This is a genomic window from Paraburkholderia rhynchosiae, assembly GCF_002879865.1.
In the GTDB taxonomy this organism is placed as follows: Bacteria; Pseudomonadota; Gammaproteobacteria; order Burkholderiales; family Burkholderiaceae; genus Paraburkholderia; species Paraburkholderia rhynchosiae.
In genome coordinates this window covers 47,860-71,671 of record NZ_PNXY01000023.1, presented here as the reverse complement: position 1 = coordinate 71,671, position 23,812 = coordinate 47,860, and the positions used below count along the sequence as shown (strand labels likewise).

Genomic DNA, 23,812 nt, shown 5'->3' with positions numbered 1-23,812 from the left:
GGCCTAGCTATCTGTCCGCATCTGCAGGGATAGCCGCTTTGGCAGGGAGTCGCTGCATGTTGGCGGGCTTACCGGAGTTTGCGCCGGTGCGCATCCTGCCGCGGCACATCCTGGGGTGGGTGGACCGATGCAATGGCCGGACCGTCCGGCTTACGGTCCGACTCGCAGAATCACACCCGACGAGATCTGCACCATCAGATAGTCGCCGCCAATGCCGACCCACGAATAACCGCGCGGCGGCGGAGCGAGCCGGTAGTCGCGCCAGTCGTCGATCACATACTGCCGATCGCGGTATTCCGAAGGCAGGCGATCACCTTTGCGCCAGTGTCCTGGCGCGTTGGCCGAGTTGCCGGGGCCGTCGGGACCGTGCCCAGGCGGCGTCTGTTTCTGACCATGACCATGACCATGACCATTCGATTCTTGACCGTGGTCCGATCCCTGACCGTGATTTCCCCCTTTGCCGGAGTTGTCATGCGGGGGTTGTGCGAGAGCGAGCGACGATGCCAGCATACCCGCGGTTGTCAGCGACGCGAGAAATATGCGGGATTTGTTCATTACCTATCTCCTGTGAGACTAGCCGCTTTGAAGGTTGCGGAGGCACTCAAACGGGACAACCGGGGTTAAATCCGTCGGGTTCGTATGTTAGCGGGCAGCAGCCATGTGGCGCACAGAAAAATCTCGATGACTTCTGGCGCAGGCGATGGGTTATTTTCCGTGACTTGAGTAGCGGGCAGCAGAAAATTGCTTACCCGTTGCCGGGAGTGCGCAATAGAAAACGACTCCATACGCCTGAAAATGCGTTTGCAAATCCTCAAAGTTTGCCTATTCCGGCAATCGGGCCCATTAGCTCGTGCTGACTGTCGTCCGCTGAGGGGCGCTATTCGAGGCTTGGGCCTCGAGTTCATCCAGTTGCAGCAGGAGCACGTCGAGCGAGCGCAATTGCGCATTCGTAAGGTGCTGCCCGTCGAGCAGTTCATGAAGCCGCTCGCGCCAGTAGGCGCCCGGCAGAATCGGTCCCGCGAGGTCCCCAGCCATTGATGCGCCCATTACTCGCTCAAGATGCGCGATTTCGAGGTCGATTAACGTGACCATACCTTACCTCCCCAATGTTCGTTCTTGTTATGTATCCAGGAGCAACTAAACCTTAGTCCAAAATCAGCAAATTACCAATTAAGTCGGTTATCCGCCTGGGCTGCTAAAGCAGGTACCGCTTCATTTGCAAAGAATTCATACAGCATCCTATGCAAGCCGGGGTCTCCAAGTCTGCCCGGCATGACAGCAAATGTTAAATATTAGCCGTTACTGATCGATGTAAAGCACCGGCTGCTTTCTCTCCGCATACGCTCTTGGAGGCCGCCCGACGAGCGTTCGAATTCCCGCCGAGCCCGTTCAGTCGATTACTACGCTATTGCCATATTGTCACCGGCGGGCCTGCACGCTTCTTCCTTGCGCGAGTTTCGCACCTTCTGGCGATGTTTCGTGCAATGGTCGTTAGGCGATGAATATTCACGCGATGCCGAGCCGGTTTGCAATAGCGACGACTGCGAATACGCAGCCTTCTTTCCACAGCTGCAGCTCAACTACGCGGACATTCTACCAAGGCGGTCAGCGGCATCTGCGGATGCGCCCGCATTGACTGCCTGTCAGCCGACGGCAGCCGACGGCAGCTGCGTAGGCCTGAGCCGCGCCGAACCGCCGGTGGCTCACACGGCATCGAGCCACGCAAACTCCGCGAACCGGTAGCCCATCAACCGCCCCGAAGGCGAACCGACCAGGCCTTTCACACGGCCGCTGTGCGCATCGATAAAGTTAATGAACGCCGGAATGATGATGCTGCCTTTCTCATAGACGATGGTCTGCATGTCGCCGTAAATCTGCTTGCGTTTGGTTTCGTCCTTCTGCTCGCGCGCCTGTAGCAGAAGCTGGTCGAACTGCGCGTTCTTCCAGCCCGACTCGTTCCACACCGAATCCGACTTGAAGAATTGCGTGTAGAGCAGATCGAGCGTCGGGCGCGGCAGGATGGAGCCGTACGTCATCGGATGCTTCATCCAGTGCGTCGACCAGTAACCGTCCGCCGGCACGCGGCGCACATCGAGCTTCAGGTCGGTTTGCGTGGCGGCCTGCTGCAACATCAGCGCGGAATCGAGCGCGGATTCGATCGATGGCGGCGCCACCATTTCCGCCGTCGCGCCTGAGAGCTTCGCCTTTCTGATGAGCGACTTCGCGCGGTCGGGGTCGTAAGTCCGTTGCGGCAGTCCCGCGAGGTAATAAGGATGCCAGGCCGGAACCGGATGATCGTTGCCGATGGTCGCATAACCGCGCAGCAGCGTCTTCTGGATGCGCTCGCGATCGTGCAGCGACTTGATCGCCTGGACGAACTCGGGGTTGCTGGTGGGCGTCGCATCCTGCCGCAGAATCAGATCCGTGTACAAACCCGACTGGCTTTCGAGCACGCCAAAGCTGCCGGCGCGCTTCAGGCGCTCGACGTCGCGCGCGGGCACGGGCGAGATGAGCTGAATGTCGCCCGCTAGCAGTGCGTTCAGGCGCGCCGCATCGTCGACAATGCCGACGAGCTGCACCTCGTCGAGATGCGGCAGCCCCGGCTTCCAGAAGTTCGGATTGCGCGTGCCGACGCATCGGCCGCCCGGCGTGAACTCCTTGCAGACGAACGGGCCCGTGCCGTTACCCTTCGAAAAGTCCTTCGTACCCGCGGCGACGATCACGAAATGCGGCACGGCGAGCAGCGCTGGCAGATCGACGTTGGGCGCATTCAGCGTGATCTCTACTTGCAGTGGTCCGCTCGCCTTGACCGAGTCGATGGCATCGGCGATCGACCTGGCCTTCGATGCCGTCGCCGGGTCTTTATGGCGCGTGAGCGAGAACACGACATCGTCGGCAGTGAGCGGCTTGCCGTCGTGGAAGTGCACGTTCGGCTTGAGCTTGATGGCCCAGCGCTTGTGATCGCTGGTGTCGAATGCATCGGCGAGGGCGTTCTGCACCTTGAAGTTGCTGTCGAACTCGGTCAGGCCGCTATAGAAGATGAACATGCGCGAATAGTCCGCGGTGTGCGACGCTTTCGCGGGATCGAGCGAATCCGACTGCGACTGGTTGGCCGTCGCGACGCGCATGGTGCCGCCTTTACGCGGCATAGCCGTGTTGGCCGCCGCTGCCGCTGCTGTTGTAGCCGCGCCGGCTAGCGCGGACCAGCCCGCGGTTGCGGCGGCGCCCGCGGCGAGGAGCGCCTTCATGGCGCGCCTGCGTTCGAGGTCTGGGCTATCGCTGTCGAATGTCGTCGTCATGGTCTGTTCTCTGGGTTCTAGTTGAGCGGGAAAAGCGCAACGAAGCCGCCTACATCCCCACGCATAAGCGATACGCGTCGTAGATCGCGGTATGGATGTCGCGCGACGCCACCGCGTCGCCGATTCGATACAGGTGGAACTGCGCATCGCCGTTCGCAGCCGGCAAGACCGGTTGCGCCGCGCCGCGCGCGAAGGCCGCGAGGTCCATCTGGCCGTCATTGACCGAATGCACGCGCGCGGCCTCGAAGAGATCGTCCACGGCGACGGTGCCGCGTTCGACCACCACATGCTCCGCTTCCATTTCCACGAGTTCATCGGTTAGCTGGTGCCTGAAGATCGCGCGCAATATGCCCGCGTCGCCGCGCTGCACGTCGACGAGTTCGAGGTGGGCGCGCACCGGCACTTGCCACTTCTGCAGGTTGCGCATCCATACCAGGTCGTCGCCCTTGCCGCCGGTTTCCTGCGCGGGCAGCGCGTCGAGTACCGCAAGACGTACGTCCAGTCCCGCCGACATGAAACGCTCGGCGCAGAGATACGCGTTGTGGCGACCGGTGCCGTCGTAGACGAGCGCGCGCCCGGACCTGGGCGGTGTGTCCGACAGCGCATCGGCGACCGAGCTGCACCATTCGCCGCCCGGCAGTGCGTCGAGATCGGGAATGCCGCCCGTCGCGACGATCACGACGTCCGGGCGCGCTTCGAGCACGTCGCCGAGTTCGGCGTACTGGTCGTAGCGGACGTCGACGTCCATCCGTTCGAGTTCGGCGACGCGCCAGTCGACGATGCCGATCAGATCCTTGCGCCAGCTTCCCGACGCCGCGAGCAGTACCTGTCCGCCGGCGCGGTCGGCCGCTTCGAGCAGCGTCACGCGATGGCCCCGGCTCGCGCTGACGCGCGCCGCTTCCAGTCCGGCCGGCCCTGCACCGACGATCAGCACCTTGCGCGGCGTCGCGCTCGGCACGATGTCGTGCGGCAAGAAAGTTTCGCGCGCAGTTGCGGGATTGTGGATGCAGGTCGCCTTCGTATTGCGGCAATACGAGCCGCCCACGCACGGCCGCGCGGTGTCCTCGCGGCCCGCTTCGATCAGCCGTACGAGATGCGGCTCCGCGATGTGCGCGCGCGTCATGCCGACCATGTCAATGAGCCCCTCGCCGATCGCATAGCGCGCGGTCGCGAGATCGGCGATCTTGGCGGCGTGAAAGACCGGTAGCCGCACCGCGCGCCGGAACGCAGCGGCCTTCGAGAGCCAGGGCGCCGACGGCATGAACATGGCCGGCATGCTGTTGACGATCAGCGACATCTTCGTGTCCATGCGGCCGTAGATCACGTTGAAGAAGTCGAACAGATCGCTTTGCTGGAGAATGCGGGCCATTTCCAGGCTTTCTTCGAAACTGCAACCGTCTTCGATCGCGAAGCGCAAGCCGACGGGATACGCGTCGCCGACTTCCCTACGGATCGCCTCGTGGACCTCGATCGCAAAGCGGCACCGGTTCGCAGCCGAGCCTCCGTAGCGGTCCGTGCGCAGGTTCACGCCCGGATCGAGGAACTGTCCGATCAGATGGCCGCCCGCATGCGTTTCCAGGCCGTCGAGCCCGCCGTCCAGGCAGCGGCGCGCGGCGCGTCCGAAGTCGCTCACGATGCGCTTGATGTCGTGTTCAGTCATCGCCTGCGGGATCGCGCGATGCAGCGTTTCGCGACGCGCCGACGGTGCGAGCATCGGTAGCCAGGGTTCCGCGTAGGGATCGCCGCGCCGGCCGAGATGCGTGATCTGACACATCAGCGCCGCGCCGTGAGCATGCACGCGTTCGGAGAAGCGCTGCAGGTGCGGAACCACTTCGTCGACGCCCATGTTGATCTGCTGAAACGTATTGGGACTGTCGATGCTCACATTCGACGATCCGCCGAACATCGTGAGGCCGATGCCTCCCCGAGCCTTTTCCTCGTGATAGCGTTGATAGACTTCCTGCGGGAAATCGCTTTGAATGAGACGACTCGCGTGGCTCGTGCTCATCACGCGGTTTTTTAGCACCAGATGCTTGATGCTCAGAGGTTGCAGCAGGGGATCGGACGAAGCGGCCATCCGCGCTTCCTCCGCATTATGGTGGGTCATGTCGGGACTCTCTCGATGGGTCTGCCGACAAAGTAGGGTGGCCCTAAAGGCGCGTCAATTTACATGTTCGTCAACGCGAATTACATGGTGTTAGCAGATGGCACTTCGACTTCCTTCGCTTCAGGCGCTGCACGTTTTCGAGGCCGCCGCGCGTCACCTGAGCCTCACGCGCGCAGCGCTCGAACTGAACGTCACGCCGGTGGCGGTGAGCCGGATGGTGGCGCGCCTTGAAGACGCGCTCGGCTTCAAGCTTTTCGCCCGCACGAAGACCGGGCTTGCCCTGACCGATGAAGGCGCGAAACTGCAGGTCGCGGTGGCCTCGGGTTTCGGCCTCGTGAGCGACACCATCAACGAGCTCAGAAGCCGGCAGGAAGAAAGCGAGACGGTCACGCTTTCCATTGCCAGCGGGTTTGCGTCGCAGTGGCTGCTGCCGCGTCACCAGCGCTTTCAGACTGCCTTTCCATCGGTGAACTTGCGCTTGCAGGTGATGGCGAGCCGGCTGTACGGTCCCCTCGACGGCGCCGATCTCGGCATTCGTCTGCATAAGGCCGGTTCCGCAAACGACCCGTTCTGTTTCTGCCCGGAGCTGATCGTCCCCGTGTGCAGCCCTGGCTATCTCGCGGAATACGGTCCGCTCGACGCGCCGCGTCAGGCGGTTGGTCATACGCTGATTCACCTGGAGCCGACCACGCACGCCTGGGCCGATTATTTTGACGTTACGGGGATCGTGACTCGCGCATCGGCGAAGCATGTCAGCTATTCCGATCCGGGCCTCGCGTTGCAGGCGGCCATGCTCGGGCATGGTGTGATGCTGGGCTGGCTGCTTGCGGTCGCGGCGCCGCTCAATTCAGGCACGGTGGTTCCGGCGTCGCAACGGATCGTGGAGACCGGCTGCAACTATGTGCTCGAATGCCGAACGCGCGAACCGTCGCAATCGACGCAGCAGGTGGCGCAATGGCTGATCGACGAAATGCGCGCCGAACTCGCGAAGGCCGAACCGATACTGGCTTCGGTCGAGAGAGTTCAGAGCCGTCCGCCGACATGACGCTTGCGACGCGCGAGCGCCGCTGACAAATTTCAGCGCCTGGGCGCGTTATACGCGCTGGCTTCTTCAAGCAGCCATGTCCTGAACAGTTCAAGCGGTTTGCCGTGGCTCAGCTCGGTGGGATAAACCAGGTAGTAGGCGGAATCTTCAACCGTAGTGGCCGCAAATGGAATCACGAGGCCGAGCTGAGTGAGTTGTTCGTCGACGAAAAACTTGGGCACGAGCGCAACACCAAGCCCCGCAGCCGCGGCGCTGATGAGCATCGAGTGCAGTTCGTACCGCACGCCTTGCATCGTGGCGTTGTCTTCGACGCCGAGATTCGAGAACCAGCGGGGCCAGGCGTCAGGGCGCGTCGTCGAATGGAGAAGCGGGTAGTTCAGCAGTTCCTGTGCTTTCCGGATGGGCTTCGCCAGCAGTGACGGCGAGCAGACGGGCACCACTTCTTCACCGAACAGATAGTCGGACGACGTTCCCGGCCATGTCGGCTTCCCGTAGTGGATGGCGGCTTCGAAATGCGACTCCTCGAACGAGAACAGGTCGGTGCGGATACCCATGTTGATCCGAACCTCAGGGTTGCGGTCGTTGAAGTCCTTCATTCGCGGAATGAGCCATTGCGACGCAAACGTGGGCAGCACCGCGAGTTCGAGGTAGCCGCCTCCACTGCCGTGCGCAATGATCGACAGCGTGTCGCGGTCGAGATTTTCTAATGCGCGGCGAACCTGTGTGCCGTAGAGACGCCCGGCGCGAGTGAGCATCACGCGTTGCTTCGAGCGGACGAAAAGGCGCACGCCGAGATTCGATTCGAGCGTCGCGATCTGTCGGGAAATAGCGCTCTCTGTGAGAAACAATTCCTTTGCAGCATGAGTGAAGCTCTCGTGCCGCGCTGCGGCTTCGAAGGCCAGTAGTGCACTCATGTTGGGAATCTTGAACTTGCGCATATTAGTTCCGAAAAATCATCAAGTGACAATTTAATCTCGCTTTACGCGATCTGCAACAGTTTGAATAATGCTTACCACGTGAGCTTGGCTGCCCCGTCGCGGGAGCCGTCAGATGAACCCATTCCCGCTGCGGCGGCGCGCCCTGAGAGAAAAGCGATGCGCAATTCGAACGTTGAACGCCTGTTATTGAAGCTGCTTGGCCCCGCTAAGACGGAGTCGCTCTTTACGACGTTGAAATTCCCGACCGCGCTCCTTGACTGGGAGGACGGCACAGTCACGCGTGCTGAACTTGCCCAGGCGATGAACATGGCATTGTTCGAAGACCTGTTGGAACGTTCGCCAAATGGCCGGGCCTACACCAGCGAAGCAATCGCGAACGGCGGTTCGGTCTATTTCGATCACGGTGCGTTGCGCACGGTCCGTTGGGAAAGCAATGGCGCACTGCCTCCTGGCGAGGCGGCGTTTACCCGCATCCTTCGTCCGCTGGGTTTCAAGCTGAACGGCCGCTACCCCCTGGACAAGCTGGGCATGACCGGCCGTGCTTATGCACATAAGGATGCACCGGATGAGATCGCACAGTTCTTCGTGAGCGAGTTGCATCCCGAGCGATTCTCCACGGAATTCCAGCAGGCAGTCACCAACGTGGTGAGCTCGTCGAAAGATCCGTTGACGCCGCTTGCCGTCTCGCAACTTTGGGAGCTGGAGCGCGAAGGCTCGCTTTCTGTCGATGCCGCCCACAAGCTTCTGCCGGTAATCGTCGGTGCGTTCGCGCGTCAGCACGATGTGCCGGGCGAAGCGGACTATGAAGCCCTGTTGCGCGAATCGCCCGAAATGGCGTGGATCGCAACGGAAGGCAACGCGTTCAATCACGCGACCGATCGCGTCGAAGACGTCTTCACGCTGTCAGACGAGGAAAAAACCAAGGGCCGGCCGATGAAGCCAGAAGTCGAACGTTCGCGCTCAGGCCGCGTGTTTCAGACGGCTTATCGCGCCGATACGGTGGAGCGTCAATTCAGGTCGGTCGGCGGTACGCTGGTCACGCGCAATGTTCCTGGTTCTTTCTATGAGTTCATCACGCGCAAGCGCACGTTCGATCAGGCATCGCGTAGCTGGGTTACCGACTTGCGCTTCGACGCCGGCAACGCGCAGGGGATTTTCAAAATGACCGCTAACGCAGCGCAATAACGTGATAACCGCGGTGAAACCGGCAGTGAAACCAGCGACGCCGTTCCAGGCCAGCACGGACCTGCTGCAAGAAGTCGAAGCCGAATTGCGCAGCGCGCTGCGAGGGGAAGTTCGCTTCGATGCCGGATCGAAGGCCTTGTATGCATCCGATGCATCGAACTATCGGCAGATACCGTTGGGCGTCGTCGTGCCCGCGGATGTGGACGACCTCGTTGCAGCGCTCGACGTTTGCCGTCGCAAGGACGTGCCGTTTCTGACGCGAGGCGGCGGCACATCGCAGAACGGGCAGTGTGTGAATGTGGCGGTGGTGGCGGACGCAAGCAAGTATGTGAATCGCGTCGTCTCCGTGGACCCGGACAGCAGGACGGCAGTTGTCGAGCCGGGTGTCGTATGCGACACGCTGCGCGACGTGGCCGAAGCGCACGGTCTCACGTTTGCGCCGGACCCCGCGACGCACAGCCGTTGCACACTCGGCGGCATGATCGCGAACAACTCGTGCGGCGCACACTCGGTAATGGGCGGCAAGACCGTCGAGAACATCGAGGCGCTTGAAATTGCGACGTACGACGGCGCGCGCTTCTGGGTCGGCCCGACCGCCGCGGCCGAGCTGGATCAGATCATCGCGAGAGGCGGACGTCAGGGCGAAATCTACGCGAAGCTGCGCGACTTGCGCGACCGCTATGCCGAGCGAATCCGCGACGAGTTTCCGCAAATCAGGCGCCGTGTGTCGGGATTCAATCTCGATCAGCTACTGCCGGAAAACGGCTTCAACGTTGCGCGTGCGCTCGTTGGCACGGAGGGCACCTGTGCGGTCACGCTGCAAGCGAAGGTGCGTCTCGTGCACAGTCCGTCGTGCCGCGTTCTGCTCGTGCTTGGTTTCAGGGACATCTATACCGCGGCGGATGCCGTCCCTCACTTCAACCGGTTTTCGCCGATTGCAATCGAAGGGCTCGACCGCGCGATCATCCGCGGTCTGCAAGCGCGTGGGCTGAAGCGCGACGAGATCGCGCTATTGCCCCGCGGCGACGCGTGGGTCGTGCTGGAATTCGGCGCGGACTCCGTTGCTGACGCTCTCAGACAGGCGACCGAAGCCGACGCGTACTTCAAGGCAGGCCTGGGCGGCTCTGATGTTACGGGTTTTGTCGTCGAAGAAAAGCAGAAGCAGCAGAAGATCTGGTCGATACGAGAAACGGGCGCGTCGGCTGTGAGTTTATCGGTGGACCCGTCAAAGCCTGATCCGATTGTCGGCTGGGAAGATGCGGCAGTCGACCCGCTGCGGCTCGGCGACTATCTGCGCGAGTTTCAGGCGCTTGTCGACCGGTTCGGCTATCAGACCTGCCTGTATGGTCACTTCGGCGACGGCTGCGTGCATGCGCGCATTACCTTCGATATCCGCACCGCCGAAGGCGTCCTCAAATGGCGTGGCTTTTTGCGCGAGGCGGCGCAACTGGTTGTCGATTTCGGCGGTTCGCTCTCCGGCGAACATGGCGACGGTCAGGCCAAAGCCGAATTTCTGCCCATCATGTACGGGCCTGAAATCATGCGGGCCATGGAAGAGTTCAAGGCGATCTGGGACCCGGCCAATCGCCTGAATCCCGGTAAGGTGGTTCATGCCTATCGCGCCGATGAAAACCTGCGCATGGGTCCCGCATACAAGCCGGTAAAGCTCACGACGAGGCTTACGTTTGCAAGCCCCGAAGGCGACGGCATGCAGCGCGAGGTGGAACGCTGCATCGGCATGGGCAAGTGCCGTTCGCTTGATGGCGGCACGATGTGCCCGAGCTTTCGCGCGACGCGTGAAGAGAAGTTCTCGACGCGCGGCCGCGCGCATCTCTTCTGGGAAATGCTCCAGGGCGAAGTCATCACGAACGGCTGGAATAGCGTCGAAGTCAAGGAAGCACTCGACACATGCCTCGCCTGCAAGGGCTGCAAATCGGATTGTCCCACGCATACCGACATGGCTTCGTACAAGGCGGAGTTCCTGTCGCATTACTACGAGAGTCATCGCCGGCCACGGCAGGCGATGTTCATGGGGCGGATCGGACAATGGGCGCCGTTTGCAAGCCGCTTTCGCCGGTTGACCAATTTCATCACGTCAGCGCACCCACTCGCGCATATCAGCAAGTGGATCGCGGGTGTCGCGCCTGAGCGGCATCTTCCGGTCTTTGCGCCGCGCACATTCAGAGCGATAGCGGGGCGCCGCGGAATGTCGAGCAGCGTTGCGGCAAGCGAGCCCTCGCGCAAATTGATTCTCTGGGTCGACACTTTCAACGACCACTTCTCGCCCGAGATTGCGAAGGCCGCACTCGATGTGCTGACCCGCATCGGCTATGAAGTCGTGCTGCCGCGCAAGCGTCTTTGCTGCGGCCGGCCGCTGTATGACTATGGCCTGCTCGACGAAGCACGCGCATTGCTTCGCAGCGCCGTCGATGAGCTTGCCGACGATATTCGCGCGGGCGTGCCGGTTGTCGGGCTCGAACCGGGATGCCTGTCGGTATTCAAGGACGAATTGCTCAAGCAGCTACCCGACGACCTCGTGGCCAAAAAGCTCTCGGCCCAGACTTTTCTATTTTCCGACTTCGTGGCTCGCGCGGACTTTGAATGGCCGAAGCTGGACGCTGACGTCATCGTGCATGGTCACTGCCATCAGAAGTCGATCTTCGGCATGCAGGGCGAGACAGCGCTGCTCAATAAGCTCGGCGTGCGCTGGTCTCTGCTCGATACAGGATGTTGCGGCATGGCCGGCTCCTTCGGCTTCCATGCGGATCACTACGACCTGTCGATGAAAATCGCAGAAGACAAACTGTTGCCGCTTGTGCGCAGCGCTCCTTCTGACGCGATTGTCGTGACCAACGGCTTTAGCTGCCGCGAGCAGATCCAACAGGGAGCCGGCAGGCAGCCTGTTCATATCGCGCAATTGGTAATGAAAGCCCTTGGCTCAGCCACCGGGCATAACAACTTCGAGGAACCCTGTGCCGCGGTGCTTGATGAATAAAGCTCATCAGGTCGTGCATAGATATCGTTTGATGCAGTTGTATTGGCTACACACAATCGCCGCACATCTTCTCCATGCCGATGGATTACGCGTTGCGTGCAGGCGGAGATGAATAACCCGCACCGGACCCGTTGCTGGCTACCGAAGTGCGTTTTGTACCGACAACAGATATCAGAGGACTCCACCATGGTTTTCCGTCTTCGCACTTCCCGCCGTGCCGTTGCAGCGGCCATCGCGGCCACGTTCGTTATGTCGTCGATGCTGGCGGCCGGCGCGGTCAGCGCCCAGGAAGTTGTCGTCAAGGTCGGTGTGGCAGGCCCATTGACGGGCAGCGGCGCAGCGTACGGTAAGGACATCGAGAACGGCGTGCGCATGGCCGTCGATGAAGCCAACGCAGCGCATCCGACCATCGGCGGCAAGCCGGTCAAGTTCGTCGTGAAGTCGCAGGACGATCAAAGCGATCCGCGTATCGGCGTACAGGCAGCGCAGCAACTCGTCGATGACAACGTGGCGGTAGTCGTCGGTCACTTCAACTCGGGCACGACCCTGCCGGCGTCGCAGATCTACGCGAAGGCCGGGGTGCCGATGATCACGCCGTCGGCGACCAACCCGGCCATCACGCAGGCGGGTCTGAGCACCGTATACCGCGTGATCGCAACGGACACGCAAAACGCCGGCAACGCGGGCAACTACGCGGCCACGGTCACCAAGGCGAAGCGCATTGCGATTATCGACGACCGAACTGCATTCGGTCAGGGCGAAGCGGACGAGTTCGAGAAAGCGGTCAAGGCGAGCGGCGGAACGATCGTCGCGCGCGAGTTCACGAACGACAAGGCCGTGGACTTCAGCGCGCAGCTCACGCACATCAAGAGCGCAAACGCCGACCTGGTGTTCTTCGGCGGTCTCGACAGCCAGGCCGCGATGCTGGTCAAGCGCATGCGTCAGCTTGGAATGAAGGCGCAGTTTCTGGCAGGCGGCGGCGTGATGGACGCCAACTTCATCAAGCTCGCGGGCGACGCGGCGGACGGCTCGTCTGTTTGGGAATACGGTCAACCTCTCAGCACGCTGCCGAAAGGCAAGACGTTCGAAACCCGATTCAGGCAGAAGTTCGGCGTCGACATGCTGGCCTACGCGCCGTTCGCGTACGACGCGGCATGGGTGGCCATCAAGGCGATGCAGAAAGCCAACTCGGTCAAGCCGGCGGACTTCAACAGCGCACTGAAGTCGACGAACTATGACGGCATTACCGGCACGATCGCGTTTACCCAGACTGGCGACTTGAAGAACCCGAGTTCTACTATGTATCAGGTGAAGAACGTCGCGTGGACGCCCGTAACCACGAAAACGTCCGACTGATTGCCCCGAACCCGCTCGAGCCGGCCGACGAAGCTGCGAGCCGCGTTTTCCGATCAGAAATAGCGGCTTGCAAGTCAATGCGGACGCAGGCTGCACGGTTCGTGTTGCCGTCGAAAACCCGGGCGTGTATAGTTTCCGAACGTACCAAAATTTCGTATTGGAAATATAAAGAGGTCTCTATCGTGAAAGCATCAACCATTCTCTCGGAACTCGGCATTTCCCACCTCGCGGAAGCGGGCGACATCGCTGTTCATTCGCCGATCAATGGCGAACTCATTGGCCGCGTCGCGAGCAAGACGGTTGCCGACGTCGACGCCGCACTGGCCAACGCGCAGGCGGCTTACGCAAGCTGGCGCAATGTGCCTGCGCCGCGCCGCGGAGAACTGGTGCGCTTGCTGGGCAACAAGCTTCGTGAGCAGAAGCACGCGCTCGGCAGCATCATCACGCTGGAGACCGGCAAGATTCTTCAGGAAGGTCTCGGCGAAGTGCAGGAAATGATCGACATCTGCGACTTCGCGGTGGGCCTGTCGCGGCAGCTTTACGGCCTGACCATCGCTTCTGAGCGTCCGGGCCATCGCATGGCTGAAACGTGGCACCCGATGGGCGTGTGCACTGTGATCTCCGCATTCAACTTTCCCGCGGCCGTGTGGTCGTGGAATGCCGCGCTCGCACTCGTCTGCGGCAATGCGGTGATCTGGAAACCGTCGGAAAAAACGCCGCTGACCGCGCTCGCAGTGGACAAGATCCTGCAAGACGCGCTGAAGGAATTCGGCGATGCGCCCGCTGGCCTCACGAGCCTCGTCAACGGTGGCCGCGATGTGGGCGCGAAGCTGGTTGCCGATCCGCGCTCGAATATCGTGAGTGCGACGGGCAGCACCGAGATGGGCCGCGCTGTCGGCGTCGAGGTGGCACGCCGCTTCGGCCGCTCGATTCTCGAACTCGGCGGCAATAACGCCGGCATCGTGTCCGGCACCGCCGACATGGAACTGGCGCTGCGCGGCATCGTGTTTTCGGCAGTCGGTACCGCGGGCCAACGCTGCACGTCACTGCGCCGCCTGTTCGTCCATGAAAGCGTGTACGAAAAGACCGTCGAACGATTGAAGACGCTGTACAGCAAAGTGGTGATCGGCAATCCGCTGGAGCAGGGCGTGCTGATGGGACCGCTCATCGACGAGCCCTCGTTTAACCGCATGCAGGCGGCGCTCGAGCAGGCGAAGAGCGAAGGCGGCAAGGTGTCCGGCGGGGAACGTCATACGGTCGCGGGCCACGAGAAAGCATTCTATGTCCGTCCGGCCATTGTCGAAATGCCGTCGCAGACTCCCGTTGTGCTGAAGGAAACCTTCGCGCCGATTCTTTACGTGCTGAAGTACAGCGACTTCAACGATGCGATCGACGCAAACAACGCAGCCGTTCACGGGCTCTCGTCGTGCGTCTTCACAACCGATCTGCGTGAAGCCGAGCGATTCCTGTCGGCGTCGGGCAGCGACTGCGGCATTGCGAACGTGAACATCGGACCGAGCGGCGCGGAAATCGGCGGCGCGTTCGGCGGCGAAAAGGAAACGGGCGGCGGTCGCGAATCGGGCTCGGATTCCTGGAAGGCCTATATGCGCCGCGCCACGAATACGGTCAACTATTCGTCGGCGTTGCCGTTGGCTCAGGGCATCGATTTCAACATCGGCTAAGCGTCGTGTGCGGTATGTCGAACGGCCGTCGCTAGACGGCCGTTTTGTATGAGCCAGCGCGAGCTGTCGGTCTGAGGGGCAACGTTGGTTACTTCACGTCGGCGGGCTTTTTATCCATAGTCATCCGGTCACGTGCAATCTGGAGCGAGTCGTGAGTTCTCAAGTCGTTATCGTTGGCGGCGGCGTAATCGGTAGTTCTATTGCTTATTTTTTGCGCGCTTCGGACCCGACGGTTTCCGTGACCGTCATCGAACGTGACCCGAGTTACGCGAAGTCGTCGTCGGCATTGTCGGCCGCTTCGATCCGGCAGCAGTTTTCCACGCCGCTGTCGATTCAGATGTCGCTGTACGGTATCCAGTTCCTGCGCAATATCGGCGACCTTCTTGAAGTCGACGGCAACAAACCGTCGATAGATTTACACGAAGGCGGTTATCTGTTTCTCGCCACGCCCGCTGGCGACGCAACGCTGCGCGAGAACCACGCGTTGCAGAAGAGCCTCGGCGCGGACATCAATCTGATGGACCAGCAGGCGCTGAAGGCCAGGTTCGCGTGGCTGAATGTCGAAGACCTGGTGGCGGGCGCATTCGGTGAGAGCGGCGAAGGTTGGTTCGACGGCTACGGGCTCGTGCAGGCGCTTCGCAAGAAAGCGCAGTCGCTCGGTGCGCGATATGTTGCGGCTGACGTGACCGGTCTTGTTCGTGATGGCCGAAAGATCACGCACGTCATTGCAAACAACGGTGAGCGTTATGCATGCGATACGGTCGTGAACGCGGCAGGCGCATGGGCGCGGAAAATCGCTGAAATGATGGATATCGATATTCCGGTCTTTGCTCGCCGCCGAAGCATTTTCAACGTGTCGTCTCCGGCTCGCCTTTCGGGTTGCCCGTTGCTGATCGATCCGACCGGTGTTTACTTCCGTCCCGAAGGCAAGACCTATATCTGCGGTACGTCGCCGAGCCCGGACAACGACCCGGATGATTTGCCGCTCGATGAAGTCGACCACAATATCTTCGACGACATCATCTGGCCGACGCTTGCGCACCGCGTACCCGAGTTCGAGGCACTGCGCGTCGAGAACTGCTGGTCGGGCTATTACGAGTACAACGTATTCGACCACAACGCGATCATCGGCTATCACCCGCAAATTGAAAACTGCGTGTTTGCAAACGGCTATAGCGGACACGGCCTTCAGCAGGGTCCCGCGACAGGGCGCGGGGTGAGCGAACTGATTCTCGATGGACGATACACGTCGCTCGATCTGTCTTCGTTGAGTTGGGACCGCTTGCTCGAAAACCGTCCTATTGTCGAAAAGAACGTCGTATAGCAACCGCGTGTTCATTCGGATGAAGACATGTACGAATTCACTGCTCCTTTCCAGAATCCATCCGGCTCTCCGATCCGGGAACTGTTCAAGTACCTGGGCGAGCCCGGAATGATTTCATTCGCCGGCGGATATCCAGCCAGCGATCTTTTCGATGTCGACGGTTTGCAGCAGGCCGCAGCGCGCGCCTATCAGGATTCGAACCGTTGTCTGCAGTACGGACCGACTGACGGTTTGCCCGAACTGAAGCGCGAACTGGTGAATTTGATGGCGCGCCGTGGCGTGTCGTGCGCGCTGAACGAAATGCTGGTGACCACGGGTTCGCAGCAGGGACTCGATCTGCTGCTTCGCGTGCTGGTGAGTCCGGGCGATGTCGTGCTGACCGAACAGCCCGCGTATCCCGCCACGCTTCAGGCGCTCAAGCTTCAGCAGGCGAAGACCGTCACGGTGCCCGTAGATGCATACGGCGTTGACGTCGACTACCTTGCCACGCTTCTGGCCTCGGGTATGGTCACCCGGCCGAAACTGCTGTATACGGTCCCGACATTTGCGAATCCGACAGGCGCAACACTTACGCGCGAGCGCCGCATCGCCTTGTTGAAGCTCGCGGTGCAGTACAAGTTTCTTATCGTCGAAGACGACCCGTACGGTGACCTGCGTTTTTCCGGCGAAGTGGTACCTTCAATTGTTTCTCTCACGACAGAGGTGGAAGGTTCGCGTGATTGGGTCGTTCATTTCGCGAGCCTCTCGAAGATCGTTGCCCCAGGCCTGCGCGTAGGCTGGGCGATTGCGCCCGCCGAAATCACGCGCCGTTGTGTCATCGCGAAGCAGACAGTGGATCTGTGCAGTGCGCCGTGGACACAAGCCATTGCCGCTGAATATCTTGCCGACGGTGCGCTCGAACGACACCTGCCGCGCATCGCCGCAATGTACGGGCGCAAATGCGAGGCGCTATGCAATGAACTGCGCGAGCAACTCGGCGACGCGATTCAGTTTCATCAGCCGGAAGGCGGTATGTTCGTGTGGGCGCGTATCGACGGCATCGACGCGTCCGAGCTTCTCAAACGCGCGATCGACAACAAGGTCATGTTCGTTCCGGGCAAGGCATTTTTCGCGGACAAGCTCGACCCGGCGTCGTTGCGCCTCTCGTTTGCGGCGCCCGGACTTGCTGAGATTCAGGAAGGGGCAAAACGGCTGAAGCGTGCGTATGAAGCGGCATTCGCAGCCGGCATCCCGAAACATTGATTTTGCGCGTGGCTGACGTGAGTTTGGTCGCGGATCTTGTAGCTGCTCTGCCGGAGATTGCCAGCTAGCTCGATGCATGAGTGCGAGGTGAGCCAGCGGCTCATCTCGCACGCTTCCTAATAGCGCCCTGATAGTAATTCGCCGGCATTAGGCACGTAAGTGCGCAGCCCCAGCTTCTTCAATATCGAGAAAGCGGTGCATACCGCAGCGGAGACGACGGGCTTTCCGCACTCGTCCTGCACGGCCTGGATCGCTTCCAACGACGGCATTTGCACGCACGCTGAAAGCACGACGGCCTCTGCTCGTGACAGATCGAGTTGCCTGTAGATGGAGCGCAACGCATTGGGATCGCGTGCGCCGACTTCGAGGTTGTCGGGAATCTCGAGTGCGACGTGGCTCACTACCTGGATGTTCTCCTGCTCCAGGTAATCGACGACCAACTGGGTCAGTGGCTTCATATAAGGCGCAATGAGCGCGATACGCTTCACGCCGAGTGCGCGAAGACCGTCGACGAGTGCACCCGCGCTTGTCACTACCGGCGCTGCGCAGTCGTTATTTTTCACGACACTGGATAGGCGCTTTTCGGAGACGCGGTGGTATCCAACACCCATGCTCATGATGGCGACAAGGCACGCATAGCCCAGCACGTCGATTCTTGCGTCGGCCAGTTCCGCTGCGCAGCGATCGGAATCACGGTCCATCGCCTCGAGTTCTTCCTTCGTTACCTGTTTCATTCGCATGCGGCTGGAATGAAACGTGAACCGTTCCGGCTCTACCGTTTCCCGTAAACGGAGCATTGCCGGAATCTCTTTTTCCATCGTCACATTCGAGCTTGGAACAATCTGGCCGATGCGAAAAGTTTTATTGGAGATCATGGGGTCTTCCTGCTAGACGGAGACAACGGGATTGCGCAGCGTGCCGATCCGTTCGACGCATGCTTCGATCACGTCGCCTGGATGCATCCATTCCTGCGGCGTGCGGCCCGCGCCGACTCCCGACGGTGTTCCGGTCGCGATGATGTCGCCGGGTTCGAGTGTGATGGCCGAGGCGATATCGGCGATCAGCGCGGGGATCTTGAAGTACATCAATGCGGTATTGGCCTGCTGCATGATGTGGCCGTTTTTAGTCAGCGACAATTCGAGGTTATGCGGATCGGGGATTTCGTCAGCCGTGACGATGCACGGGCCCATAGGACAGTAAGTGTCCTGGCCCTTCGAAAAAATCCATTGTCCGGCACGGCGGTTGTCGCGAGCGCTGATGTCGTTGATCACTGTGTAGCCGAATACGTAGGCCATCGCATCGGCTTCGGCGATGCCTTTTGCGGTTCGCCCGATCACGACGCCAAGCTCGACTTCCCAGTCGAGTTGCTGCGTGATTTTGCTGTTGTGTTCAATGGCGTCGTTCGGGCCGATTACAGTAGTCGGTGGTTTGCTGAACACCACCGGCTTTGCGGGCATTTCTTTTTCCGTGTCGAGCGAACGGCTCGATTCGGCGACGTGATCCACATAATTCAAGCCGATGCCGAAGATGTTCTTGCGCGGACGCGGAATCGGTGCGAGCAATCTGACGTTGCTGAGCCAGGTGGCGGTGCCGACGGGCCAACGTTCTCGATGCGTCGCGATCAGATCGCGGAGTAGATCCAGCGCCGCTGGCCCTGCGTCGATGAGGCCGAGCATCGTCGACGGCAGGCCCGCATTCGCTTGCAAACCCAACAGCGCAACGTCGACGACATGTTCGTCAAGCACAACGCCCACGCGCGCCGCTTCCTCACGTGCGAGATCCTGATAGGTGACTAACTGCATTTTTTCCTCGATGGTCGCTTAATAGGCCTGGTGGCCGTCATTCGGCACGTAGGCCTGCTCGTGGTAGATAGCGAGCGATTTCATGACGGGAAAGTCGTTGAAGGAGAACAGGCATGCATCGTCCGATGCCGATGCGTTTGCGTGTTCATGCCAGGTCCAGGACGGCACGCAGAAAATGTCATGCTCTTTCCAGTCGAACCCCGTGCCGCCGATAACCGAGTGACCGGACCCTTTTGCGACGTGATAGATGACGTTGCCCGTATGCCTGTGCGCCCGGGTGCTTTCTCCACCACGCAGCATCTGCATCTGCGCGCCCATGGTCGGCATCACGGAACCGCCGGTCAGCGGATTGACGTATTCCATGACGACGCCGTCGAATGGTGAGCCATCCGTCACGCCTGCGTAGTGGGACAGCGCTTCGTAGGTGCGCTCCCAACTGAATTTCAACAGCGGGGAATACGGTTTGCGCCAATCCGGTTCGAGCGGTTTCAGCGCGGGGTTGCCGTAGGCCAGGTGCGAGGCGTTCACGGGTCGCGCGACGCTCTGGTGAAGCTCCGGGTGGACTTGATAGAAGTTCGCCTCCAGCGCGTTGATTAGCGGAATGTCGAGCCCGTCCTGCCAGATGCAAGGCGAGGTGCCGCCGTCGTTGCCATGCTCATGCCACGTACCGTTGGGCGTGATCACAAAGTCGTTTGCCTGAAGCGTCAATCTCTCTCCGTCGACGACGGTGTAGGCGCCACTGCCTTCGATAATGAAGCGCAGCGCCGACGCCATATGTCGATGCGCCGATGCTGCCTCGCCTGGCTTCATCACCTGAATTCCGGTGTAGAGCCAGCCAACCGCCGCGCTGACGTCGCGCCGCTTGGGGTTCACGAGCATCACCACGCGTCGTCCGGCATCCTCTGGCCGCACTAGTTCCAGCGATTGCAAGACCATGGGTCTCAGTGCTTCGTAGCTCCACAACATCGGAATAGCGTGCGGCTTGGGTTCCCATGGCTCGATGTCATTAGCCACGGTCCAGAGCGCGCCGGCTTCGTGCTGTGCAAGCGCGCGGTAGAACGCGGCGAGCTCGGGCGTTTCGACGACGCGTGCGCGTCCGGCTACGTTGTCGTCATGCATGCCGCTTCCCCTCAATCGTACCGGGCGATCCGGCCGCGAGACTCTCCAGGGCGGCGCTATCGCGTCTACCGTGAGACGGGTTTTCCGCTGGCTGGCCGATGATCTGTACCGGCGCCTTTGAGCGCTTGTCCACGGTCAGGCTGAAAATATCGAAGCGGTTGTAGTGACCCACGATGTCGTGCATTTGCTTCGGCTGTATGCAGCGCGACAAGTCGATCTCCGCATAGACGATTCCTTCGCGGTCGATCAAGGGCTCGGTCAACAGGCGGCCGTCCGGACCGAAGATCCCTGAGAAGGCGCTGTGTTCGCGTTTGAGCAGTGCGCGCACAGCGGCGTCATTACCCGCGATGCAGTCGACGATCTCTTCTGAGAGGCTCGAGCAGGAGACGATCGAAAACAGCTTGCCCTCGAATGAATGCGCAGCCGCGCGGACCTTGATCGCTTCGACCATGTCGTAGTCCGCGGGCGCGACGGGCAGTGCGATGTAGTTGGCCACGTGAATCAGTTCGCCCTGCGCAAGCAATGAAAAACGCGCGAGCGTGTTTGTGTTTTCGCCGCAGGCCAGTGCGCCCAGTGGGCCGATCTCGGTGTCGTACACGGTCAGCGAGCTGCCGTCGCCGCCGGTCCAGGTCAGCTTCTCCGCCCATGTCGGTACGAGCTTGCGATGCCGCCCGAGCAGACTGCCGTCTGCGCCGATGAACAGCACGGTGTTATACAGCACGCCGTAGCTGTGCGCTCCGCGCTCGTTCACGCCGATCACGACAAAGCAGTTCGCCTCACGCGCTGCCGCGCAAAGCCGGTCGACGTGCGGACCCGGGACGTCGATCGAATTGACGTAAAGGCGCTCGTACCACGAGCTGCCTTGAACCGGCGTCATTGTCCAGTTCCAATACGGATAGCCCGCGACGAATACCTCGGGAAACGCAACAAGACGTGCGCCTTGTCTTGCAGCTTCGTGGATCAGCGAGCAGGCGAGTTCGATCGTTGCGTCCGCGTCGAGGTAAATGGGGGCCGCCTGGACCGCGGCGGCGATGAATGGTGTCGGATAGGTTTTCACAATGCCTCCTTCCCGATGAGGCGCGCATTCGTGCGGCCTTTGACGAACTGGTATACAACGCTCAGCACAACCAGTAGCGGGATGCCAGTGAGCAAAGTCATGCGAAATGCGGGCAGCACCAATGTTGTCGCGAGCACGGCGAACATGAGCACGCCCCCGGTGATTGTCAGGAACGGGAATCCCCAGATGCGGAAGGTAAGATGCGTGCCGTTGCGCTCGGCGACGCGGCGGAAGCGATAGTGCGTGACGAAGATCATGAACCATGCGAACAGCGCGCCGAACATTGCGATGGACATCACCAGCAGGAATGAATCGCCAGGGATGATCACGCTGCAGACGGCGGCGAACGCCACACCGAAGGTCGAGAAGAGGAGTGCGCGCGACGGCACTCCGTTGCGCCCGATGATGCCGAGGAAGGCGGGCGCCTGTCCGCTGCGTGAAAGACTAAAAATCATGCGCGTCGCTACGTACAACTGAGCGTTCATCGCCGATAAAGCGGCAGTCACGACGACGAAGTTCATCACGCTCGCGCCGAACGGAATGCCGAGCAATTGCATAACGAGGACGAACGGACTCTCTCCCGTGCCGGCCCGCTGCCACGGGACGATTGCAACAGTCAACGCAATGGTGACGATGTAGAACAGGAATAGCCGGAGAACAGCGGATTTGAACGCGGTGCGGGCGGCCTCTTGCGGCTGCTTCGCTTCGCCGGCCGCCACGGCGATGAATTCAATGCCGATAAAACTGAAGATCGCGATGACGACGGCGTACCACGTTCCCGCGAAGCCTTTGGGAAAGAATCCCTCGTTTGCGAAATAGTTGCCAAGGCCAACGGCGCCGCCCGTCGGCGCTTGCCATACGGTGAGACCGCCGATGACAATGAAGCCGATAATCGCGGCCACCTTGACTGTTGCGAACCAGTACTCCGCGGTTCCGAAAATGTTCACGCTGCTCGCGTTGACCACGATCAACAGCGCGGAAAACCCGGTGATCCAGACCCAGGCCGGTGTTACGGGGAACCAGTATTGCATGTACACGGAAATGGCTGTGACTTCGGCGCCGATCACCAGCACGACGGACACCCAGTAGGTGTAGCGCACCAGAAAGCCTATCCGTGCTCCGAGGTAATGCTCTGCATACGCGCCGAAAGACCCCGTCGTGGGATGCGCGATCACCATCTCCGCGAGGCAGCCCATCAGCAGAAGAGCGACGAGCGCGCCTATTGCATAACTGACGATAACGCTCGGCCCCGCCATCTGTATCGCGGCTCCGCTACCGAGAAAAAGACCCGTCCCAATCGCGCTGCCAATTGCGATCATTGTGAGTTGCCGTGGCGTGAGACGCTTTTCGAGGTCGCTCTCGCGTGCGGCAATCGAATCGAAGTTTCCTGGTGACATCATGTCTCCTTGTTTTGTAATCGTTGTACGGCGCGGTCGACGCGCCGGCTACTGCGTTACGTGAAATCGCGCCGCTGCTGATACTCCGGCTTTTCCCAGTCGCGCGAGATCATGATCTGATCTATCGCATCGATCAGCGCGTGGACGTCCTCGTCGTTGTTGTATAGCGGTGCAAAGCCGAATCGCATGTAGTCGGGCATGCGGAAGTCGCCGATGAACTTGCGCTTCGCCAATTCCTGCATGACGCCATAACCATGCTGATGGCGTAGTGATACGTGACTGCCCCGCCGCGTGGCGTCGCGAGGCGAAGCGACGGCGAATCCATGTGAACTCAGATGCTTGTCCACGCTGTCGATGAAGAGTGCGGTGAGCCGAATGCTTCTGCTTCGAAGATCGCTCAGACAAACACCTTCGAAAATGTCCAATGCGCGTGAGAGCACGGAGAGCCCGATGACGGGGTTCGTTCCGCACAGGAAACGTACAGTGCCCGATGCGGGCTTGTAGTCTGGCGCGAAGTCGAACGGGCGAGCGTGACCGAACCATCCTGCAAGCGGCTGTTCGCAGGCATCGGCGTGACGTTCGGCGACGTAGAGATACGCCGGCGCGCCAGGCCCGCCGTTGAGGTACTTGTAGCCACATCCCACGGCGAAGTCCGCACCGCTGCCGTCGAGATCGCAAGGTACGGCCCCGGCGGTGTGAGACAGATCCCACACGATCAACGCGCCCGCTTCGTGGGCTCTCTGTGTGTAGGCTTGCATGTCGTAGATCTCGGCACTGCGGTAGTCCACATGCGTGAGAACGACAGCGGCGACGTCTTCGTCGAGGTTGTCATTGATCTCACGTGCGGGCACCCCGACGACGGTGAGGCCGAAGAGCCTGGCAACCTGCCCGACTATGTAGAGATCGGTCGGAAAAGCATCGGAGTCCGTGACGATTTTTTGACGGCCCGCTCGCAGACGCACCGCACTGACCAGCACTTTGAACAGATTGACCGACGTCGAGTCGCAAGCGACGACCTGTTGCGGTTCCGCCCCGATCAGCGCTGCAATTTTGGCGCCGGTTCGCTGCGGCAAGGTTCGCCACTCGGCGTCATGCCACGAATGAATCAAGCCCGTGCCCCATTCGTGCGTGATTACATTGGATGCGTGCAACTGAACGACTTTTGGCATCAAGCCTAGCGAGTTGCCGTCGAAGTAACGGACGCCTTCGGGAATGCAAAATCTTTCGCGTGTTTCTGCCAACATGTCGCCCGCGTCGATCATCG

Annotated in this window: 18 protein-coding genes; 7 read left to right on the top strand and 11 right to left on the bottom strand. The window is 60.8% G+C overall.

Annotated features, from left to right (window positions below; genetic code table 11):
• Positions 1-150 precede the first annotated feature (150 nt).
• From C0Z16_RS26510 to C0Z16_RS26490, 4 genes are all read right to left on the bottom strand, one after another.
• The gene (locus tag C0Z16_RS26510; RefSeq protein WP_102635032.1) at positions 151-555 is read right to left on the bottom strand and encodes an RcnB family protein; all 405 of its coding nucleotides are present in this window, start codon (positions 553-555) and stop codon (positions 151-153) included.
• Positions 556-843: 288 nt separating this feature from the next.
• Positions 844-1,092 carry a hypothetical protein gene (locus C0Z16_RS26505; protein ID WP_102635031.1) on the bottom strand — a complete coding sequence of 83 codons (249 nt, stop codon included), beginning with the start codon at positions 1,090-1,092 and terminating at the stop codon, positions 844-846.
• 611 nt (positions 1,093-1,703) lie between these two features.
• Entirely contained in the window at positions 1,704-3,299 is a 1,596-nt protein-coding gene (locus C0Z16_RS26495; protein WP_102635030.1) for an ABC transporter substrate-binding protein, read from the bottom strand.
• Between the two features lie 49 nt (positions 3,300-3,348).
• On the bottom strand, positions 3,349-5,406 hold the full coding sequence (locus C0Z16_RS26490) for an NADH:flavin oxidoreductase (RefSeq protein WP_102635029.1): 2,058 nt from the start codon (positions 5,404-5,406) through the stop codon (positions 3,349-3,351).
• Positions 5,407-5,503: 97 nt separating this feature from the next.
• On the opposite strand from C0Z16_RS26490, the gene C0Z16_RS26485 reads away from it, so the two are divergent.
• Positions 5,504-6,451, top strand: a complete 948-nt coding sequence (locus tag C0Z16_RS26485; protein ID WP_102635028.1) for a LysR family transcriptional regulator — start codon at positions 5,504-5,506, stop codon at positions 6,449-6,451.
• 32 nt (positions 6,452-6,483) lie between these two features.
• Here C0Z16_RS26485 and C0Z16_RS26480 read toward each other — a convergent pair whose 3' ends face one another.
• The gene (locus tag C0Z16_RS26480) at positions 6,484-7,389 is read right to left on the bottom strand and encodes a LysR substrate-binding domain-containing protein (protein WP_102635027.1); all 906 of its coding nucleotides are present in this window, start codon (positions 7,387-7,389) and stop codon (positions 6,484-6,486) included.
• Between the two features lie 156 nt (positions 7,390-7,545).
• Between C0Z16_RS26480 and C0Z16_RS26475 the strand changes: the two genes are divergently transcribed.
• The 6 genes from C0Z16_RS26475 to C0Z16_RS26450 all read left to right on the top strand — a co-directional run bounded on the left by C0Z16_RS26475 (position 7,546) and on the right by C0Z16_RS26450 (position 17,173).
• On the top strand, positions 7,546-8,574 hold the full coding sequence (locus tag C0Z16_RS26475) for a DUF1338 domain-containing protein (protein WP_102635026.1): 1,029 nt from the start codon (positions 7,546-7,548) through the stop codon (positions 8,572-8,574).
• Positions 8,575-8,599: 25 nt separating this feature from the next.
• Positions 8,600-11,569: an FAD-binding and (Fe-S)-binding domain-containing protein gene (locus C0Z16_RS26470; RefSeq protein ID WP_102635073.1), complete on the top strand. Its 2,970-nt coding sequence runs from the start codon at positions 8,600-8,602 to the stop codon at positions 11,567-11,569.
• A 186-nt stretch (positions 11,570-11,755) separates the two neighbouring features.
• On the top strand, positions 11,756-12,925 hold the full coding sequence (locus tag C0Z16_RS26465) for a branched-chain amino acid ABC transporter substrate-binding protein (protein ID WP_102635025.1): 1,170 nt from the start codon (positions 11,756-11,758) through the stop codon (positions 12,923-12,925).
• 182 nt (positions 12,926-13,107) lie between these two features.
• Positions 13,108-14,607 (top strand): L-piperidine-6-carboxylate dehydrogenase, encoded by a 1,500-nt coding sequence (amaB, locus tag C0Z16_RS26460; RefSeq protein WP_102635024.1) that lies wholly within the window; start codon positions 13,108-13,110, stop codon positions 14,605-14,607.
• 151 nt (positions 14,608-14,758) lie between these two features.
• The gene (locus C0Z16_RS26455) at positions 14,759-15,931 is read left to right on the top strand and encodes an NAD(P)/FAD-dependent oxidoreductase (protein ID WP_102635023.1); all 1,173 of its coding nucleotides are present in this window, start codon (positions 14,759-14,761) and stop codon (positions 15,929-15,931) included.
• A gap of 27 nt (positions 15,932-15,958) precedes the next feature.
• The gene (locus tag C0Z16_RS26450) at positions 15,959-17,173 is read left to right on the top strand and encodes an aminotransferase-like domain-containing protein (RefSeq protein WP_102635022.1); all 1,215 of its coding nucleotides are present in this window, start codon (positions 15,959-15,961) and stop codon (positions 17,171-17,173) included.
• 116 nt (positions 17,174-17,289) lie between these two features.
• Here C0Z16_RS26450 and C0Z16_RS26445 read toward each other — a convergent pair whose 3' ends face one another.
• From C0Z16_RS26445 to kynU, 6 genes are read right to left on the bottom strand one after another with little or no spacing between them, the layout of a single operon-like run.
• Complete coding sequence (locus tag C0Z16_RS26445) at positions 17,290-18,048, bottom strand: maleate cis-trans isomerase family protein (RefSeq protein WP_102635021.1); 759 nt, start codon at positions 18,046-18,048, stop codon at positions 17,290-17,292.
• 12 nt (positions 18,049-18,060) lie between these two features.
• Positions 18,061-18,975 (bottom strand): fumarylacetoacetate hydrolase family protein, encoded by a 915-nt coding sequence (locus tag C0Z16_RS26440; RefSeq protein WP_102635020.1) that lies wholly within the window; start codon positions 18,973-18,975, stop codon positions 18,061-18,063.
• A gap of 18 nt (positions 18,976-18,993) precedes the next feature.
• Positions 18,994-20,094, bottom strand: coding sequence for a cupin domain-containing protein (locus C0Z16_RS26435; RefSeq protein WP_102635019.1), 1,101 nt, complete (start codon positions 20,092-20,094; stop codon positions 18,994-18,996).
• Positions 20,087-21,151, bottom strand: coding sequence for a carbon-nitrogen hydrolase family protein (locus C0Z16_RS26430; RefSeq protein ID WP_102635018.1), 1,065 nt, complete (start codon positions 21,149-21,151; stop codon positions 20,087-20,089). The genes C0Z16_RS26435 and C0Z16_RS26430 overlap by 8 nt, the downstream gene beginning before the upstream one ends.
• Positions 21,148-22,551 (bottom strand): amino acid permease, encoded by a 1,404-nt coding sequence (locus C0Z16_RS26425; RefSeq protein ID WP_407070701.1) that lies wholly within the window; start codon positions 22,549-22,551, stop codon positions 21,148-21,150. The genes C0Z16_RS26430 and C0Z16_RS26425 overlap by 4 nt, the downstream gene beginning before the upstream one ends.
• Positions 22,552-22,604: 53 nt before the next feature.
• Positions 22,605-23,810 (bottom strand): kynureninase, encoded by a 1,206-nt coding sequence (gene kynU, locus C0Z16_RS26420; protein ID WP_279635079.1) that lies wholly within the window; start codon positions 23,808-23,810, stop codon positions 22,605-22,607.
• Between the last annotated feature and the right edge of the window lie 2 nt (positions 23,811-23,812).

What these genes read in the sequence shown, in the direction of transcription:
- C0Z16_RS26475 (WP_102635026.1), top strand. Translation starts at nt 7,546, where the DNA reads ATGCGCAATTCGAACGTTGAACGCCTGTTATTGAAGCTGCTTGGCCCC.
- C0Z16_RS26510 (WP_102635032.1), bottom strand. Translation starts at nt 555, where the DNA reads ATGAACAAATCCCGCATATTTCTCGCGTCGCTGACAACCGCGGGTATG.
- C0Z16_RS26495 (WP_102635030.1), bottom strand. Translation starts at nt 3,299, where the DNA reads ATGACGACGACATTCGACAGCGATAGCCCAGACCTCGAACGCAGGCGC.
- C0Z16_RS26425 (WP_407070701.1), bottom strand. Translation starts at nt 22,551, where the DNA reads ATGATGTCACCAGGAAACTTCGATTCGATTGCCGCACGCGAGAGCGAC.
- C0Z16_RS26480 (WP_102635027.1), bottom strand. Translation starts at nt 7,389, where the DNA reads ATGCGCAAGTTCAAGATTCCCAACATGAGTGCACTACTGGCCTTCGAA.
- C0Z16_RS26465 (WP_102635025.1), top strand. Translation starts at nt 11,756, where the DNA reads ATGGTTTTCCGTCTTCGCACTTCCCGCCGTGCCGTTGCAGCGGCCATC.
- C0Z16_RS26505 (WP_102635031.1), bottom strand. Translation starts at nt 1,092, where the DNA reads ATGGTCACGTTAATCGACCTCGAAATCGCGCATCTTGAGCGAGTAATG.
- C0Z16_RS26490 (WP_102635029.1), bottom strand. Translation starts at nt 5,406, where the DNA reads ATGACCCACCATAATGCGGAGGAAGCGCGGATGGCCGCTTCGTCCGAT.
- C0Z16_RS26445 (WP_102635021.1), bottom strand. Translation starts at nt 18,048, where the DNA reads ATGATCTCCAATAAAACTTTTCGCATCGGCCAGATTGTTCCAAGCTCG.
- C0Z16_RS26450 (WP_102635022.1), top strand. Translation starts at nt 15,959, where the DNA reads ATGTACGAATTCACTGCTCCTTTCCAGAATCCATCCGGCTCTCCGATC.
- C0Z16_RS26485 (WP_102635028.1), top strand. Translation starts at nt 5,504, where the DNA reads ATGGCACTTCGACTTCCTTCGCTTCAGGCGCTGCACGTTTTCGAGGCC.
- kynU (WP_279635079.1), bottom strand. Translation starts at nt 23,810, where the DNA reads ATGATCGACGCGGGCGACATGTTGGCAGAAACACGCGAAAGATTTTGC.
- C0Z16_RS26440 (WP_102635020.1), bottom strand. Translation starts at nt 18,975, where the DNA reads ATGCAGTTAGTCACCTATCAGGATCTCGCACGTGAGGAAGCGGCGCGC.
- C0Z16_RS26435 (WP_102635019.1), bottom strand. Translation starts at nt 20,094, where the DNA reads ATGCATGACGACAACGTAGCCGGACGCGCACGCGTCGTCGAAACGCCC.